This window comes from Streptomyces sp. NPDC056600, assembly GCF_042792855.1.
Lineage (GTDB): Bacteria > Actinomycetota > Actinomycetes > Streptomycetales > Streptomycetaceae > Streptomyces.
This window is the reverse complement of record NZ_JBHTVQ010000032.1, coordinates 38,899-53,986: the sequence shown is the minus strand read 5'-3', so window position 1 is coordinate 53,986 and position 15,088 is coordinate 38,899. Positions and strand designations below refer to the sequence as shown.

Below are 15,088 nucleotides of genomic sequence, written 5' to 3'. Positions count from 1 at the left end.
CGGTCCCGTCACGTCCAAGCGCACTCACGCCAGGGGGAGTTCTGCAATGCGACCCATACGCCCGCCCTTTCCGCACGGCCGGGGAACGACCGGGGGAGGGTCCTCGCGTACCCGCCGTGGCGGCTTCCGCCCTCTCGCGGCCGTCGTCCTCGCCTCCGCCCTGGCGCTGACCGCGGGCGCCTGCGGTCCGGAGGACGTCACCGCCGCCGACAGGCCGAAGGTCTCCGTGCCGGACGTCGGCGACGGAAAGATCAAGATCCCCCAGGAGCTGACCGACAAGCTCAAGGAGCACGGGATCGACCTCGACGAGTGGCGGGGCGGCGCCTGGAAGAACTGGGACCGGGACGACTGGCTGCGCGAGGCCGACCAGTTCATCAACCCGATCATCCAGGACCTCTGGGACTCCGACCGCATGCGGGAGGCCGAGGACCCGGCGAACACGGTCGACGAGAACGACCTCTCCGGCGACCAGGGCGTGACCGACCCGACGCCCGAGGTGGTGGAGGCCGCCGCGGTGGCGCCGCCGTACAGCAGGTCCGCACCCGCCGCGGGCAAGCTCTTCTTCGACGGACCGCAGGGCACCATGGTCTGCTCGGCGACGGTGGTGAAGGACCTGGCCAACCCGGGGAAGTCGAACCTGGTGTGGACGGCGGGCCACTGCGTGCACGCCGGTGAGAAGGGCGGCTGGTACCGCAACATCGCCTTCGTCCCCGCCTACAACGACAAGGGCCTCAGCGGCCGGAAGCTGGCCGACGCCGCGCCCGAGCAGCTCGCCCCGCACGGCCTGTGGTGGGCGCAGGTCGCGATGACCTCGGACCAGTGGATCGCGCAGGGCGGCCAGACCGGCGGCAACGGAGCGCCGTTCGACTACGCGGTGCTGAAGGTGACGCCGGAGAACGGCGGCGGCAAGTCGCTGGAGGAGACGGTGGGCACGGCGCTGCCCGTCGAGTTCGACGCCCCGGCCGTGCCGGACGTCGACAGCATCACCGCCACCGGCTACCCGGCCGCCGCCCCGTACGACGGTGAGCGGATGTTCCGGTGCCAGGACGAGCCGGGCCGCCTGTCGGTGGTGGCCAGCGACCCGACCATGTACCGGATCGGCTGCTCGATGACGGCCGGTTCCTCCGGCGGCGGCTGGGTCGCCAAGGGCTCGGACGGCAAGCAGGCGCTGGTCTCCAACACGTCCATCGGCCCGATCTCGGCGGGCTGGCTGGCCGGTCCGCGCCTCGACGCCCAGGCCGAGAAGCTCTACAAGACGGTCAGCGCCGAGTAACGGGCTCCGGCCCCGAGCAGGGCGAGACCCCAGCTCCGTACCTCCGTACGGGGCTGGCGCCTCGCCCGAGCAGCACGAGGGCCCGCCTTCCCGGTTCCGGGAAGGCGGGCCCTCGTGTGTACGCGGCCCTACGGGCTCGGTGACCCGGAAGGGGTCACGCCCGAAAGGTCAGGCGGCGGCCGGCGTGAACGGAGCGAGGTCCGACGCCAGCTCCTCGTGCACCCGCACCTTGAGCAGGGTGCCCTCCGCGGTGTGCTCCTCGGAGATCACCTCGCCCTCGGCGTGCGCCCGCGCCACCAGCTTGCCGTGGGTGTACGGGACGAGCGCCTCGACCTCGACGGCCGGGCGGGGCAGCTCGGCGTCGATCAGCTCCAGCAGTTCGTCGATGCCCAGCCCGGTACGGGCCGACACCGCGATGGAACGCTTCTCGACCCGCATCAGCCGCTGCAGCTCCAGCGGGTCCGCGGCGTCCGCCTTGTTGATCACGACGATCTCCGGCACGCCGGTGGCGCCGACGTCGCGGATCACCTCGCGGACCGCGGCCAGCTGCTCCTCCGGGTTCGGGTGCGAGCCGTCCACCACGTGCAGGATCAGGTCGGACTCGCCGACCTCCTCCATGGTGGAGCGGAACGCCTCGACCAGGTGGTGCGGCAGGTGGCGCACGAAGCCGACGGTGTCGGTCAGGGTGTACACCCGCCCGCCGGGCGTCTCGGCCCGGCGCACGGTCGGGTCCAGGGTCGCGAACAGCGCGTTCTCGACCAGGACGCCCGCGCCGGTGAGGCGGTTGAGCAGGGACGACTTGCCGGCGTTGGTGTATCCGGCGATGGCGACCGAGGGCACCTTGTTACGGCGCCGTTCCTGACGCTTCACGTCACGGCCGGTCTTCATCTCCGCGATCTCCCGGCGCATCTTCGCCATCTTCTCGCGGATCCGGCGCCGGTCCGTCTCGATCTTGGTCTCACCGGGACCACGGGTGGCGAGGCCGCCGCCCTTGCCGCCGCCCATCTGACGGGACAGGGACTGACCCCAGCCGCGCAGTCGCGGGAGCATGTACTGCATCTGCGCCAGCGCGACCTGCGCCTTGCCCTCTCGGGACTTGGCGTGCTGGGCGAAGATGTCGAGGATCAGCGCGGTCCGGTCGATGACCTTGACCTTGACGACGTCCTCGAGGTGGATCAGCTGGCCGGGACTCAGCTCACCGTCGCAGATGACGGTGTCCGCGCCCGACTCGATCACGATGTCGCGCAGCTCGTTGGCCTTGCCGGAGCCGATGTAGGTGGCCGCGTCGGGCTTGTCACGCCGCTGGACCAGGCCGTCGAGCACCAGCGCGCCCGCCGTCTCGGCGAGGGCGGCGAGCTCGGCCAGCGAGTTCTCCGCGTCCCGCGCCGTACCGGAGGTCCACACCCCGACGAGCACGACCCGCTCCAGGCGGAGCTGCCGATACTCGACCTCGGTGACGTCCTCGAGTTCGGTGGAGAGGCCCGCGACGCGGCGCAGGGCCGCCCGCTCGGAGCGGTCGTACTGCTCGCCGTCCCGCTCGCCGTCGATCTCATGGCTCCAGGCGACGTCCTCTTCCATCAGGGCATCGGCCCGAAGGGCGTGCGCGGCGCGCTGAGAGTCCTGGGAAGTGGATGAAGAGGAGGTCATTGGGTCCTTACGTCGAAGGGGGTGATGGCGGGCCGTGCGGTCCGTCACTGGTCACAACGTCCGGGTGCCCCGGGAGATTCCCGGGCAACCCGCCCGTGCCCCACGATGGTCCCACGGCGCCGCCGCCCCGTCACCGGGTTATGTGCCGCCGCGACGACGGTGCACCCGCGCGGCGGTCACCCGCGTGCGGGTACGGGCCCGGGTGCGCCTGCTCGCGCCCTACGTGCCCGAGCCCCACGTGACCGAACCTCACGGTCCGCCGCCCCGACCCGTCACTGCGTGTGGCCGTGCTCCGTGTGCCGGCGCCCCATATGGCCGTGCCCCATGGTCGCGTGCCCCATATGGCCGTGCCCCACGTGCCCGTGGCCCAGGCCCGGGGCGGGGATCACCGTGCGGCCCTGGGCCGGCTTGCCCTCGGCCGTGGGGGCCTCCGCCTTCCAGTCCGGGTGCCCCGGCATCGGCGGGGTCCGGGTGTCCTGGAGCCAGGCACGGAAGAAGCCGTCCAGGTCGCGGCCGGCGACCTCGGAGGCGAGCCGCACGAAGTCCGCGGTGGTCGCGGTGGCGTCCTGATGGCGGTGCACCCAGGCCCGTTCGACCTGCTCGAAGGCGTGGCGTCCGATCTCCTGCCGCAGGGCGTAGAGCACGAGCGCGGCCCCGTCGTAGATCACCGGCCGGAAGATGCCGATCTTCTGCCCGTCCCTGGGCTCCTTGGGGGCGGCCGGCGGTCCCCCGGCGGCACGCCACTTGTCGGAGGAGGCGTACGCGGCCTTCATCCGCTCCTCCAGCGTGCGGTGCCCGGTCTCCTCGCCGTACAGCGCCTCGTACCAGGTGGCGTGTCCCTCGTTGAGCCAGACGTCGGACCAGGTGGCAGGGGTGACGCTGTCGCCGAACCACTGGTGGGCGAGCTCGTGCACCATGATCGATTCGACCAGCCAGGCGGGGATCGCGGGCTCGGTGAAGAGGAAGCGCTCGAAGAGGGAGAGCGTCTGGGTCTCGAGCTCGAACCCGGTGGCGGTGTCGGCGATCAGCACCCCGTACGTCTCGAACGGGTAGGGGCCGACCTTGTTCTCCATCCACGCGATCTGGCCGGGTGTCTTCGCCAGCCACGGCTCCAGCTTCGCGCGGTCGGCGGCGGGGACGACGTCCCGCAGCGGCAGCCCGTGCGGCCCCTTGCGGCCGACCACGGCGGAGCGGCCCACCGCGACCTGGACCAGTTCGGTGGCCATCGGGTGCTTGCTCCGGTAGGTCCAGGTGCGGCTCCCGGCGGCCCGGCCGGCGTTCTGCGGGCGCTTGTCCGGCAGGCCGTTCGCCACGGCCGTCAGCGCGGCGGGGGCGGTGACGTGGATCGTGTAGAGCGCCTTGTCGGAGGGGTGGTCGTTGCAGGGGAAGACCAGGTGGGCGGCGTCGGCCTGGTTGGCCATGGCGAGGCCGTCCTTGGTCACCACCCAGCCGTGCTGCTGGTCCTTCGGCGGCCGTGGGTCGCTGGTGTGCCGGACGACGATGCGGGTGGTGTCGCCGGGCTCCGGCATCCGGCGGGGCGTGATCACCAGATCCTCGCCGGCGGCGGCGAACGCGGCCTTCGCGCCGTCCACCGTGACCGAGGAGACCTTGCCGTGCGCGAAGTCGAGGTTGATCCGCTCCAGACGATGGGTGACCTCGGCCTCGATGGTGGTGACCGCCTTCATCGGCCGGGTGTTGGAGCCCGGGTAGGCGAAGCGCAGGTCGTAGGAGCGGACGTCGTATCCCGGGTTGCCCAGCTGGGGGAAGAGCCGGTCGCCGACGCCGAGGGGCTCGGCGGGGGTGGGGTCGGGTGCGGCGGCCGCCACCAGGCAGACGGAGACGGCCGAGGCGAGCAGGGCGGCGCGGGCGGCGCGGCGGGGGCGGTGCGTGAGCATCCCCCACGGCTACCAGGACCGGCACCCGCCGTGGGCGCGACTCGCGTCCTTCCCACCCGAACGGGTACCGGCCGCGTCACGCACGTAGGACGGGCTGTCCGGTGTGGTCGTTGTGCCAGATCGCCGCGGTCAGCGCGAGGACGCGCTGCATGACGCGGGCGACGACTGCGCGCAGCCAATGTGGAATCAATCTCCTAACATCCCCTGGCATGCCGATTTTCGTGCACTTGACCTCAGCGGCGAACGCTCCGCGCATCCGACGGTCCGGGATCCGGGCGGCCAGCCACGGACAGGGCAGCGCACGCGGGGTCTACTGCTTCCCCGTGCTGCCGTCGTACACCCTCACCCACCAATGGCTGCGCGAGCTGGCCCGTTTCGGCAGCCGGGGCGGGATTGCGGCCGTCCACATACGGCTGGACGACACCCAGCAGGTGCTGGTCGGACGCTATACCGACCGGGCGCGGGACGCCCAGGCCACCGTTTCTGCGTCAGAGGCGGTGCGGCGGATCGCGGCACTGGAGGATCCGCGCGGGTGGGAGGTGTTCGTACCCCGGGCGATCCGGCCGTGTGAAGTGCACCGGGTCCGCGCTGCGCCGCAGGTGGTGGGCTGGCGGTACCAGCCGGACGCGCACGGTGTGCGCCCCTGCACCTGTTTCGGGTGCCGGGTGCGCGGCGGGTACGGAGTGCGACGCCTGCGTGAGCGGTTGCCGCATCCGCTGGATGGTCCGCCGCCACCCGCCAGGGTGCTGCTCGCCAGGGTCGCCGCAGCCGGTGACCCAGGGGACCCAGCCGCGCTGCGGGAGGCACTACATGGGTTCGGAATGCGCCGGCGGGGCCCGCTCGCCCAGTTGGGCCGCCTCGCCACCCACCCCGACCCCGGGGTGCGGGAGGAACTGGTGTGGGCGGTCGCCCGCTGGTCCACCCCTGGGGTCACCGCACTGCTGGACGGCCTCGCCGACGACCCGCACCCGGATGTCCGGGAGGCAGTGGAAGCGGTCCGCGCCTCACAGTGACCACCGACCGCCTGAAATCAATCATCTGGCGCCCCGCCAAGCACGAGGGCGGGCCTTCCGCACCGCACGAGTCTTCGGCACCCCGTCACGCACGCACCGCGAGCACTTTCCGTCACGCACGCGCCGCGCAACACTCCGTCACACGCCGGCGGCGCAGGACCTCCGGGTCCTCGGGAGGCCGGGCTGCGGGCTCACTGCGCGGCGGAGGCCGCGCGGCTGACGTCGAAGACGCCGGGCACGTCCCGCATGGCCCGCATCAGGGCGGACAGGTGGCCCGCGTCGGGCAGGTGCAGCGTGTAGGTGTGGCGGACCCGCTGCCGGACCGGCGGCTCCACGGTGGCGGAGACGATGTCCACGCCCTCGGCGGCGATCGCCTCGGTGAGGTCGGCCAGCAGGTGGGGCCGGCCGAAGGACTCGGCGACCAGGGTGACCCGGCAGGCGGTGGTCTCGCCCCAGTGGACGGGGACCTGCTCGCGGCCGGTGCCGAGCATCCGCACCGCGGTGGCGCAGTCCACCCGGTGGGCGGCGACCGCGCCGCCGCGCACGGTGAAGCCCACGATGTCGTCGCCCGGCACGGGAGTGCAGCAACCGGCCAGCCGGACGGCGAGGCCCGGCCGGTCACTGAGGACGCCGGTGCCGCGGAAGGACACGTCCGGCTCCACGGAGGGCTCCGGGGTGGGGGGCACCTCGCGGATCGCCTCGTCCGCACGGCCCTCGGCAGGCGTCTCGCCGGCGGGCGCCTCGGCGGCGCGGGCGGCCAGGCGGCGCTGGATGGCGATGCGCGCGGTCGGCGTGTGGGCGTGGTCGAGCCACTCGCGGGAGGGCTCGGATGCCGGGTCCTGGCCCATCAGCAACTGCACCCGGTCGCCGTCGCGCAGCACCGTCCCGAGGGCGGCGAGGCGTCCGTTGACGCGGGCGCCGATACAGGAGTGGGCGTCCTCGCCGTACTGGGCGTAGGCCGCGTCCACGCAGGTCGAGCCCTCGGGCAGCCCCAGGGCGCCGCCGTCGGCGCGGAAGACGGTGATCTCCCGGTCCTGGGCGAGGTCCTGGCGCAGCGTGGACCAGAAGATGTCGGTGTCGGGGGCGGCGGCCTGCCAGGCCAGCAGCCGTGACAGCCAGCCCGGACGCGTCGGGTCCGCCCGCTCGCCGTCCGGACGCTCGGCGTCACTCCGTTCGCGCTCGCCGCCCTCGCCGTGCTCGTCCGAACCGGGGGGCGCCACATGGGGGTTGCCCAGCGCGATGACGCCCGCCTCGGCGAACTGGTGCATCCGGTGCGTGCGGATGAGGACTTCGGCGACCTGGCCGTCCTCCCGGGCCACCGCGGTGTGCAGCGACTGGTAGAGGTTGAACTTGGGGACCGCGATGAAGTCCTTGAACTCCGAGACGACCGGGGTGAAGCAGGTGTGGAGCTCGCCGAGCACGCCGTAGCAGTCGGCGTCCTCGTTCACCAGGACCAGCAGCCGCCCGAAGTCGGTGCCCCTCAACTGCCCGCGCTTGACGGACACCCGGTGCACGGAGACGGCGTGCCGCGGCCGGATGACGACCTCGGCGGGGATGTCGGCCTCACGCAGCACCGCGCGCACCGACTCGGCCATCTCGGCCAACGGGTCCTCCGGCGCGGCCGCGTTGCCGTCGATGAGCTCCCGGGTGCGCTCGTGCTCCTCGGGGCGCAGGACCGCGAAGACCAGGTCCTCCAGCTCCGTCTTGAGCACCTGCACGCCGAGTCGTTCGGCGAGCGGGATGAGCACCTCGTGGGTGACCTTGGCGATGCGCTCCTGCTTCTCGCGCCGCATCACGCCGAGGGTGCGCATGTTGTGCAGCCGGTCGGCGAGTTTGATCGACATCACGCGGACGTCGTTGCCGGTGGCGACGAGCATCTTGCGGAAGGTCTCGGGCTCGGCGGCCGCGCCGTAGTCGACCTTCTCCAGCTTGGTGACGCCGTCGACCAGGTAGGAGACCTCCTCGCCGAACTCGGCGCGCACCTGCTCCAGGGTGACGGCGGTGTCCTCCACCGTGTCGTGCAGCAGCGAGGCGGTCAACGTCGTGGTCTCCGCGCCGAGTTCGGCGAGGATCAGGGTCACCGCGAGGGGGTGCGTGATGTACGGCTCGCCGCTCTTGCGCATCTGGCCGCGGTGCGAGGACTCGGCCAGCACGTAGGCGCGGCGCAGCGGCTCCAGGTCGGCCTCGGGGAAGTGCGCCCGGTGGGCCTCGGCGACGTGGCCGATGGCGTCGGGCAGCCGGTCACGGCCGGTGGGCCCGAGCAGGGCGGCCCGCCCGAGCCGTCTCAGGTCGATTCTGGACCTGGAGCGCCGGCGGGGAGCCGGCGGGCTCTGCGGTACGGGCGTCACGGCCCCTGGGGTGGCGGCGTTCGTGGCCTCCGCGCTCATCGGCACCTCCGGCTGCGTCGACCGGCGGACGGGAAGCCCGAGAGGCGACACGGCCAGGGGTGCGGTGTCGATCCCCCGTCCGGACCGGTGCTTGATGCTATCGAGCCCACCACGTGCCGTTCACCGCCTCTCGCCCAGCGTGAACGGGATCACCCGTTCGAGGGAAGGAGACCGCCTCTGCGGCGTGGTGGCGCCCTGTGCGGGCCGCGAGTGCCCTCACCGCCTCCACGTGTCCCCTTCCGCCCGGTTTCATGCGTTCCGGACCTCCGGGGTCTTCGCGGCGGTGGCCCGCTCGAGCCACTCGGGGTCGATCTGCCCCTCGGCGACGATCTCCGCGGGGCCGGTCATCTCGATCTCGCCGTCCGGATGCTCGGTGATCACCAGGCGGCCGCCGGGCAGGTCCACCGTGTACGTGACGGGGGTGCCGGTGACGGCCGGGTCCGCGCCGTCCCGCCGGGCCGTCGCGACGGCGACGGCGCAGGCGCCGGTCCCGCAGGAGCGGGTCTCGCCGGAGCCGCGCTCGTGCACCCGCATCGCGACGTGACGCGGCCCGCGGTCGACGACGAACTCGACGTTGACGCCGTCGGGATAGGCGGAGGCCGGGGCGAACGGCGGCGCGGAGAACAGGCTCCCGGCGTGCGCGAGGTCCTCCACGAAGGCGACCGCGTGCGGGTTGCCCATGTTGACGTTCCGGGCGGGCCAGCTGCGGCCGTCGACCGAGACCGTCACCTCGCCCTCGGGGAGCACCGCGCGGCCCATGCGCACGGTGACGTCGCCGTCCTTGGCCAGGTGCACGGTCTTCACCCCGCCGCGGGTGGCCACGGCCAGCTCGCCCGCGGTGACGTGCCCCGCGTGCTGGAGGTAGCGGGCGAAGGCGCGGACGCCGTTGCCGCACATCTCGGCGACCGAGCCGTCGCCGTTGCGGTAGTCCATGAACCATTCGGCCTCGCCGGCCATCTCCCGCGCCTCCGGGTGGGCGGCCGAGCGCACCACGTGCAGCAGCCCGTCCCCGCCGATCCCCGCCCGGCGGTCGCACAGCGCGGCGACGGCGGCGGGAGGCAGGTCCACGGAGTTCTCGGGGTCCGGCACGACCACGAAGTCGTTCTCGGTGCCGTGGGCCTTGAGGAAGGCGATCCGCGTGCTCATCCTTCGATCGTACGGCCTGGCCGCGGCCGGTGACGCCTGACGGTCCGGCCCGCCGGGGGTGCGGGGCCCGCCGGGCGTGCGGGGCCGGCCGGCGGGTGCGCTCATCGCAGGCGGGCGACGCGCCAGACCGCGAGGAGGACGACGGCGGCCACGGTGACCGCGTAGGCCAGCGTGATCCGCCAGTCGGGACGGCGGCCGGAGCCCCGCGGCGGCAGGCCGGGCCAGTTCTGGCCGACCCTGCGGGCGGCGACCAGGCCCCAGCCGGCCGCGCACGAGCAGATCAGGACGCCCAGCATGGCGATCACCGCGCCGCTGTCGCCGAAGTCGAAGGCGAGCGGGAAGGCGAACATCAGGGAGCCCGCGGCCGCCAGCCCCACCACGGGGGCCAGGTGCCAGGCGCTCAGCCGCCGGCGCGGGCGGAGTTCGATCTCGACCTCGGGGCCGGAGAACATCTCCTCCGGCGCCGGTCCGTCGTCGCTCACGCCGTCCTCGTCGCCCACGCCATCACCCACGACGTCATCGGCGTCGGCGTCGGGGACCGTCGGCCCGCCCATCCCCTGGGCGGGGAACAGGTCGTCCGGGGTGTGCGCGGACGGCACACCGGGCAGGTCCGTCGCACCGGGCTCCGGGGTGTCGTCACGCCCCCGGTCACCTTCGGCGACCTGTCTCCCGTGTGCGGTGTCGCGAGGGCCGGCCTCCATCGCCACGCGCCCTCCTGACTGGGACTCCACTGGTCGATCGGATCACGATGATGGCACGCCGCCCGGGGCCCCGATGACGCCCGGAGCGACCCGATGCCATCACGTGATCAGGCTGTGACCGGCCGTTCGAGCAGGGCGAGCGCACGCCCGGGCAACTCGGCGGCGTCGGCGGCGGCCCCACTGAGCCAATGCACCCGCGGGTCGCGCCTGAACCACGAATCCTGGCGGCGCGCGAAGCGTTTGGTCGCGCGAACGGTCTCGGCGCGCGCCTCGTCCTCGGTGCACTCCCCCGCCAGCGCCGCGAGGATCTGCTGGTAGCCGAGCGCCCGGGACGCCGTGCGCCCCTCGCGCAACCCCTGTGCCTCCAGCGCCTCCACCTCCGCGACCAGTCCGGCGTCCCACATGCGGTCCACGCGGCGGGCGATCCGCTCGTCCAGCTCCGGCCGGGACACGTCCACGCCGATCTGCACGGTGTCGTAGACCGACTCGTGGCCGGGCAGGTTGGCGGTGAACGGCTTCCCGGTGATCTCGACGACCTCGAGCGCGCGGACGATCCGGCGGCCGTTGGAGGGCAGGATCACGGCCGCGGCGTCGGGGTCGGCGGCGGCCAGCCGGGCGTGCAGCGGGCCGGGGCCGTGCTGCTCGAGTTCCTCCTCGAGACGGGCCCGGACCTCCGGGTCGGTGCCGGGGAACTCCATGCGGTCGACCGCGCCGCGCACGTACAGCCCGGAGCCGCCGACCAGGACGGGCCAGCGGCCCTCGGCGAGCAGCGCGTCGATGCGCGCGCGGGCCAGCCTCTGGTACTCGGCCACGCTGGCGGCGACCGTGACGTCCCAGATGTCCAGCAGGTGATGGGTGATCCCGCCGCGTTCCTCAGGAGTCAGTTTGGCGGTGCCGATGTCCATGCCCTGGTAGAGCTGCATCGAGTCGGCGTTGATCACCTCGCCGCCGAGCCGCTGGGCGAGGAAGACGCCCAGGTCGGACTTGCCGGCGGCGGTGGGACCGACGACGGCGATGACGCGCGGAGTGGGACGAGTACTGCTCACCGCCCCAGTCTCCCAAACCGCGGCGGCGCCCGGGACCGGGGTGCCTCGGTCGGACGCGCGCATCCGGCCGGTTCCCGGACGCATACGTACGGTGTGAAACGGACAGGTGTGTACCGACCCACGGAAGGCGGGCAGGCGGACCATGAGCGGTTTTCTCGACAACCTGAAGAACAAGCTCGGTCCCGCGAAGGAGAAGGTCAACGACCTCGCCTCGCGGAACCAGGACAAGATCCAGGACGGCATCGACAAGGCCGCGCGCAAGGTCGACGAGCGCACCAAGGGCAAGTACGCGGACAAGATCGAACGGGGCACCGGCAAGGCCAAGGAGGCGGCGGCCCGCATGGCGGAGCCGAGGCCGGGACAGCACGGGCACGGCGCCGGGCCCGCCACCGGGATGACCGGCGAGGAGGGCCCGGGTCCGGTGCGGCGTCCGGAGAGCGGCGACGGGGGCACGACGCCGCCGTCCTCGCCGCCGCCGGGGCACTGACCGTCCTGGATCAGGCCGGTGGACCGGTCAGGTCCAGGAGGCCACGAAGTAGCCCACCCCGTACGGGGCGTCGTCGTGCAGCAGGCGGTGGCGCACCGGACCGTCGCCCGTGCTCGCCCCGGTGAGCACCTGCCAGGCGGGGCGGCCGGAGACCATCAGGTCGCGGGCGGTCTCCTCGTCGAGCCCGGCGAGGAAGCCCTCCCTGTCGCCCGCGGCCAGCGCGGCGGAGATCCGGGCATCCAGTGGCGCGGCGCGCTCGTCCAGGTAGCCGGGGGCCTTGAGGTCCCGGCGCGCGCTGCCGTCGCCCATGACCAGCAGGGCGACGCGGTCGGCCCAGCCGGCGACCTCCGCGCCGTGGGCGCGGCGGGTCGCGGGGTCGCCCGTCGTGGCGGCCTCGAACGCGCGGACGGGGCCGCGCCAGGGGGAACGGGCCAGCAGCCAGGCGCCGACGGCGAGTGACAGCGGCAGCGAGGTGTGCGCCCCACCGCCCCGCGGGTCCGGCTCCCCCAGCGTGACGTCCAGCGGGACGCCGTGGCCGCGGAAGGAGCCGGTGGCGCCGGCCTCGTGCACGGCGTCGCGCTCACCGGGGCCCACCACGACGACCAGGTCGGGCTTCGCCTCGGCCAGCGCGCGCACCGCCTCGTCGCAGGCGGCGCGCAGCGGCTCCAGTTCGGGTGCGGCGCCCTGGGCGACCTCGGGCACGAGCAGCGGGGGGCAGGGGCACACGGCGGCGGCGACAAGCATGATCGCAGCGTAACCGCCGCCCTCGGCCCGCGCCGCGGCCTCCCCGCACCCCACGGGTCGCTCGTGGCCGCAGGGGGTCAGTCGCAGCCGCAGGCGGACGCCGGGGCCGGGCTGGGGGCGGGGGCGCCGATGCCGGGCAGGCCGAGCATGACGCCCGCCGGCTTCGCGGCCTCGGCCGCGTTCCGCTTCTCCCACGCGTCGCCCGCCCGCGTCCGGCGGACCTCCAGCACGGGCCCCTCGGCCAGCAGGTGGTGCGGCGCCGCGTACGTGACCTCGACGGTCACCACGTCACCGGGCCGCACCTCCTGGTCCGGCTTGGTGAAGTGGACGAGCCGGTTGTCGGGCGCCCGCCCGGACAGCCGCCGCGTCGCGCCGTCCTTGCGGCCCTCGCCCTCGGCGACCATGAGCTCCAGCGTCCGGCCGACCTGCTTCTTGTTCTCGTCCCAGGAGATCTCCTCCTGGAGGGCGACCAGCCGCTCGTAGCGCGATTGGACGACCTCCTTGGGGATCTGGTCCTCCATGGTGGCCGCGGGGGTGCCGGGCCGCTTGGAGTACTGGAAGGTGAAGGCCTGCGCGAAGCGCGCCTCGCGGACCACGTGCAAGGTCTGCTCGAAGTCCTCCTCGGTCTCGCCGGGGAAGCCCACGATGATGTCGGTGGTGATCGCCGCGTGCGGGATGGCGGCCCGCACCTTCTCGATGATCCCCAGGTACCGCTCCTGCCGGTAGGAGCGGCGCATGGCCTTGAGGACGGTGTCGGAGCCGGACTGCAGCGGCATGTGCAGCTGCGGCATCACGTTCGGCGTCTCGGCCATCGCGGCGATCACGTCGTCGGTGAAGTCCCGCGGGTGCGGCGAGGTGAAGCGGACCCGCTCCAGGCCCTCGATCTTCCCGCAGGCGCGCAGCAGCTTGCTGAACGCCTCGCGGTCGCCGATGTCGGAGCCGTAGGCGTTGACGTTCTGGCCGAGCAGGGTGATCTCGGAGACGCCCTCGGCGACCAGCGCCTCGATCTCGGCGAGGATGTCGCCGGTGCGGCGGTCCTTCTCCTTGCCGCGCAGCGCCGGGACGATGCAGAAGGTGCAGGTGTTGTTGCAGCCGACGGAGATCGACACCCAGGCCGCGTAGGCGCTCTCGCGGCGGGTCGGCAGCGTGGAGGGGAACGCCTCGAGCGACTCGGCGATCTCGACCTGCGCCTCCTCCTGGACGCGGGCGCGCTCCAGCAGGACGGGCAGCTTGCCGATGTTGTGCGTGCCGAAGACGACGTCCACCCAGGGCGCCTTCTTGACGATCGTGTCGCGGTCCTTCTGGGCGAGGCAGCCGCCGACGGCGATCTGCATGCCGGGGCGCGAGGCCTTCCGGGGGGCGAGGCGGCCGAGGTTGCCGTAGAGGCGGTTGTCGGCGTTCTCGCGGACGGCGCAGGTGTTGAAGACGACGACGTCCGCGTCGCCGTCGGACCCCTCGGGGGCGCGGACGTAGCCGGCGCCCTCCAGCAGCCCGGAGAGCCGCTCGGAGTCGTGGACGTTCATCTGGCACCCGTAGGTGCGTACCTCGTAGGTCTTGTGACCCACCGCCGTGTCCACGACGGCCTCGTCCACTGCCCCGCTCACCGCGTCGCTCCGGTCCATGCTGCTCATGGGACACAAGGGTAAGGGGGCGCCGGACCCGCCCCGCACGCGTCCCGGGGACCCGCGGTCACAGGCGGGCGCGCATCGACTCGCAGACGCCGTGCACCCCGTCGATCCGGTGCTCGGCGCCGCCCGCGGCGAGCACGCCCCGGTAACGGCCGTACATCTGGAAGTAGTCGATGGCGAGGAGTCCGAGCTGGTGGCGGACCTCCTTGCGGCCCTCCGGCTCGAAGACGACGTCCAGCCGCCCGTCCCGGGAGGTGATCCGCCAGGGCGCCGCGGGGTCGTCCGGGCGCTCGGGGGTGAAGGAGATCTCACCCAGCGGCTCGCAGACGCCCGGGCCCCAGATCGCCGACTCCTCGGGCTCGCCCGGCAGCTCGGGGCGGTCGGCGAAGTTGGCGCCGATCACCCCGTCGGGGGTGGGCAGCGCGAAGGTGCCCCACAGCCAGCGGGTGCGGTACGCCAGGAAGGACCGGTGCTCGTCCAGGACGGCGAGGTCGCGTCCGGCGTCGAAGACGTACTCGGCGGAGCCGGCCCGGAGCACCCCCTCCACGGGGAAGGCGGCCTTGTGGGTGTACATCCGGCCGCCGCCCGGCAGCCGGGAGCTCACCGACAGGGGCGAGCTCGCCGCGCGGGCGTGCAGGGTCAGTTCGGCGCCGAAGGCCGGCGCGGCCTCGGTGGCGGCGATGTCGACGTGGATCGTGTGGCGTCCGGCCGTGGCGTCGAAGTCGTAGACGATCCGGTGGCCGGGCCGGTCGAAGGAGCAGTGCCCGCCGTCCAGCAGGGTCGCGGGCAGCACGGCGGAGCGGCCGCGGGCGTTGGCCGCGTGCTGGTGGAGGACGCCGGTGCGCCGGTCGTGGGCGTACATCTCGCAGGAGGCCAGGTACTGGGCGTCCTGGACGATCAGGGACGACCAGACGTCCGGGTGCAGCAGCGTGAACCCGGCCCATTCCTTCAGCCGGGGCCGCCGCATCAGGCGGGGGACCCCGGTGAACTCGTCGAGCGGATTGACGCGGGCCGGGCGCGAGGGAAGCCTGCCGTAGCGGCGGACACCGCCCTCGACCAGGAGGGGGAGTTCGGCGGCGGCGGCAGGCTGGTGAGAGGCGGGCACAAGGCCGGAGCCAACC

The 15,088-nt window shown here is 73.5% G+C and carries 12 protein-coding genes; 3 read left to right on the top strand and 9 right to left on the bottom strand.

Annotated features, from left to right (window positions below):
- The first annotated feature begins 46 nt into the window (after positions 1 to 46).
- On the top strand, positions 47 to 1,273 hold the full coding sequence (locus ACFRAV_RS17700) for a trypsin-like serine peptidase (RefSeq protein WP_382556448.1): 1,227 nt from the start codon (positions 47 to 49) through the stop codon (positions 1,271 to 1,273).
- Between the two features lie 168 nt (positions 1,274 to 1,441).
- Here ACFRAV_RS17700 and hflX read toward each other — a convergent pair whose 3' ends face one another.
- Entirely contained in the window at positions 1,442 to 2,920 is a 1,479-nt protein-coding gene (hflX, locus tag ACFRAV_RS17695) for a GTPase HflX (protein ID WP_382556446.1), read from the bottom strand.
- Between the two features lie 272 nt (positions 2,921 to 3,192).
- Entirely contained in the window at positions 3,193 to 4,815 is a 1,623-nt protein-coding gene (locus ACFRAV_RS17690; RefSeq protein ID WP_382556444.1) for a M1 family metallopeptidase, read from the bottom strand.
- Positions 4,816 to 5,024: 209 nt separating this feature from the next.
- Here ACFRAV_RS17690 and ACFRAV_RS17685 point away from each other — a divergent pair, with 209 nt between their 5' ends.
- Entirely contained in the window at positions 5,025 to 5,828 is an 804-nt protein-coding gene (locus ACFRAV_RS17685; protein WP_382556441.1) for a HEAT repeat domain-containing protein, read from the top strand.
- A 191-nt stretch (positions 5,829 to 6,019) separates the two neighbouring features.
- Here the strand turns inward: ACFRAV_RS17685 and ACFRAV_RS17680 are convergent, their stop codons facing one another.
- From ACFRAV_RS17680 to miaA, 4 genes are all read right to left on the bottom strand, one after another.
- Entirely contained in the window at positions 6,020 to 8,215 is a 2,196-nt protein-coding gene (locus ACFRAV_RS17680) for a RelA/SpoT family protein (protein ID WP_382556438.1), read from the bottom strand.
- Between the two features lie 249 nt (positions 8,216 to 8,464).
- Positions 8,465 to 9,361, bottom strand: coding sequence for a diaminopimelate epimerase (gene dapF, locus ACFRAV_RS17675; RefSeq protein WP_382556436.1), 897 nt, complete (start codon positions 9,359 to 9,361; stop codon positions 8,465 to 8,467).
- 101 nt (positions 9,362 to 9,462) lie between these two features.
- A complete protein-coding gene (locus tag ACFRAV_RS17670) occupies positions 9,463 to 10,062 on the bottom strand; it encodes a hypothetical protein (RefSeq protein WP_382556500.1) in 600 nt (199 codons plus the stop codon).
- A gap of 107 nt (positions 10,063 to 10,169) precedes the next feature.
- Positions 10,170 to 11,108 (bottom strand): tRNA (adenosine(37)-N6)-dimethylallyltransferase MiaA, encoded by a 939-nt coding sequence (gene miaA, locus ACFRAV_RS17665; RefSeq protein WP_382556433.1) that lies wholly within the window; start codon positions 11,106 to 11,108, stop codon positions 10,170 to 10,172.
- A 142-nt stretch (positions 11,109 to 11,250) separates the two neighbouring features.
- On the opposite strand from miaA, the gene ACFRAV_RS17660 reads away from it, so the two are divergent.
- Positions 11,251 to 11,595, top strand: a complete 345-nt coding sequence (locus ACFRAV_RS17660; protein WP_382556431.1) for an antitoxin — start codon at positions 11,251 to 11,253, stop codon at positions 11,593 to 11,595.
- A 27-nt stretch (positions 11,596 to 11,622) separates the two neighbouring features.
- On the opposite strand, the gene ACFRAV_RS17655 is transcribed toward ACFRAV_RS17660, so the two are convergent.
- The 3 genes from ACFRAV_RS17655 to ACFRAV_RS17645 all read right to left on the bottom strand — a co-directional run bounded on the left by ACFRAV_RS17655 (position 11,623) and on the right by ACFRAV_RS17645 (position 15,072).
- Complete coding sequence (locus ACFRAV_RS17655) at positions 11,623 to 12,339, bottom strand: class III extradiol dioxygenase subunit B-like domain-containing protein (protein WP_382556429.1); 717 nt, start codon at positions 12,337 to 12,339, stop codon at positions 11,623 to 11,625.
- Positions 12,340 to 12,416: 77 nt separating this feature from the next.
- On the bottom strand, positions 12,417 to 13,970 hold the full coding sequence (gene miaB, locus ACFRAV_RS17650; RefSeq protein WP_382556426.1) for a tRNA (N6-isopentenyl adenosine(37)-C2)-methylthiotransferase MiaB: 1,554 nt from the start codon (positions 13,968 to 13,970) through the stop codon (positions 12,417 to 12,419).
- A 58-nt stretch (positions 13,971 to 14,028) separates the two neighbouring features.
- Positions 14,029 to 15,072, bottom strand: a complete 1,044-nt coding sequence (locus tag ACFRAV_RS17645) for a DUF2804 domain-containing protein (protein ID WP_382556423.1) — start codon at positions 15,070 to 15,072, stop codon at positions 14,029 to 14,031.
- Positions 15,073 to 15,088 lie beyond the last annotated feature (16 nt).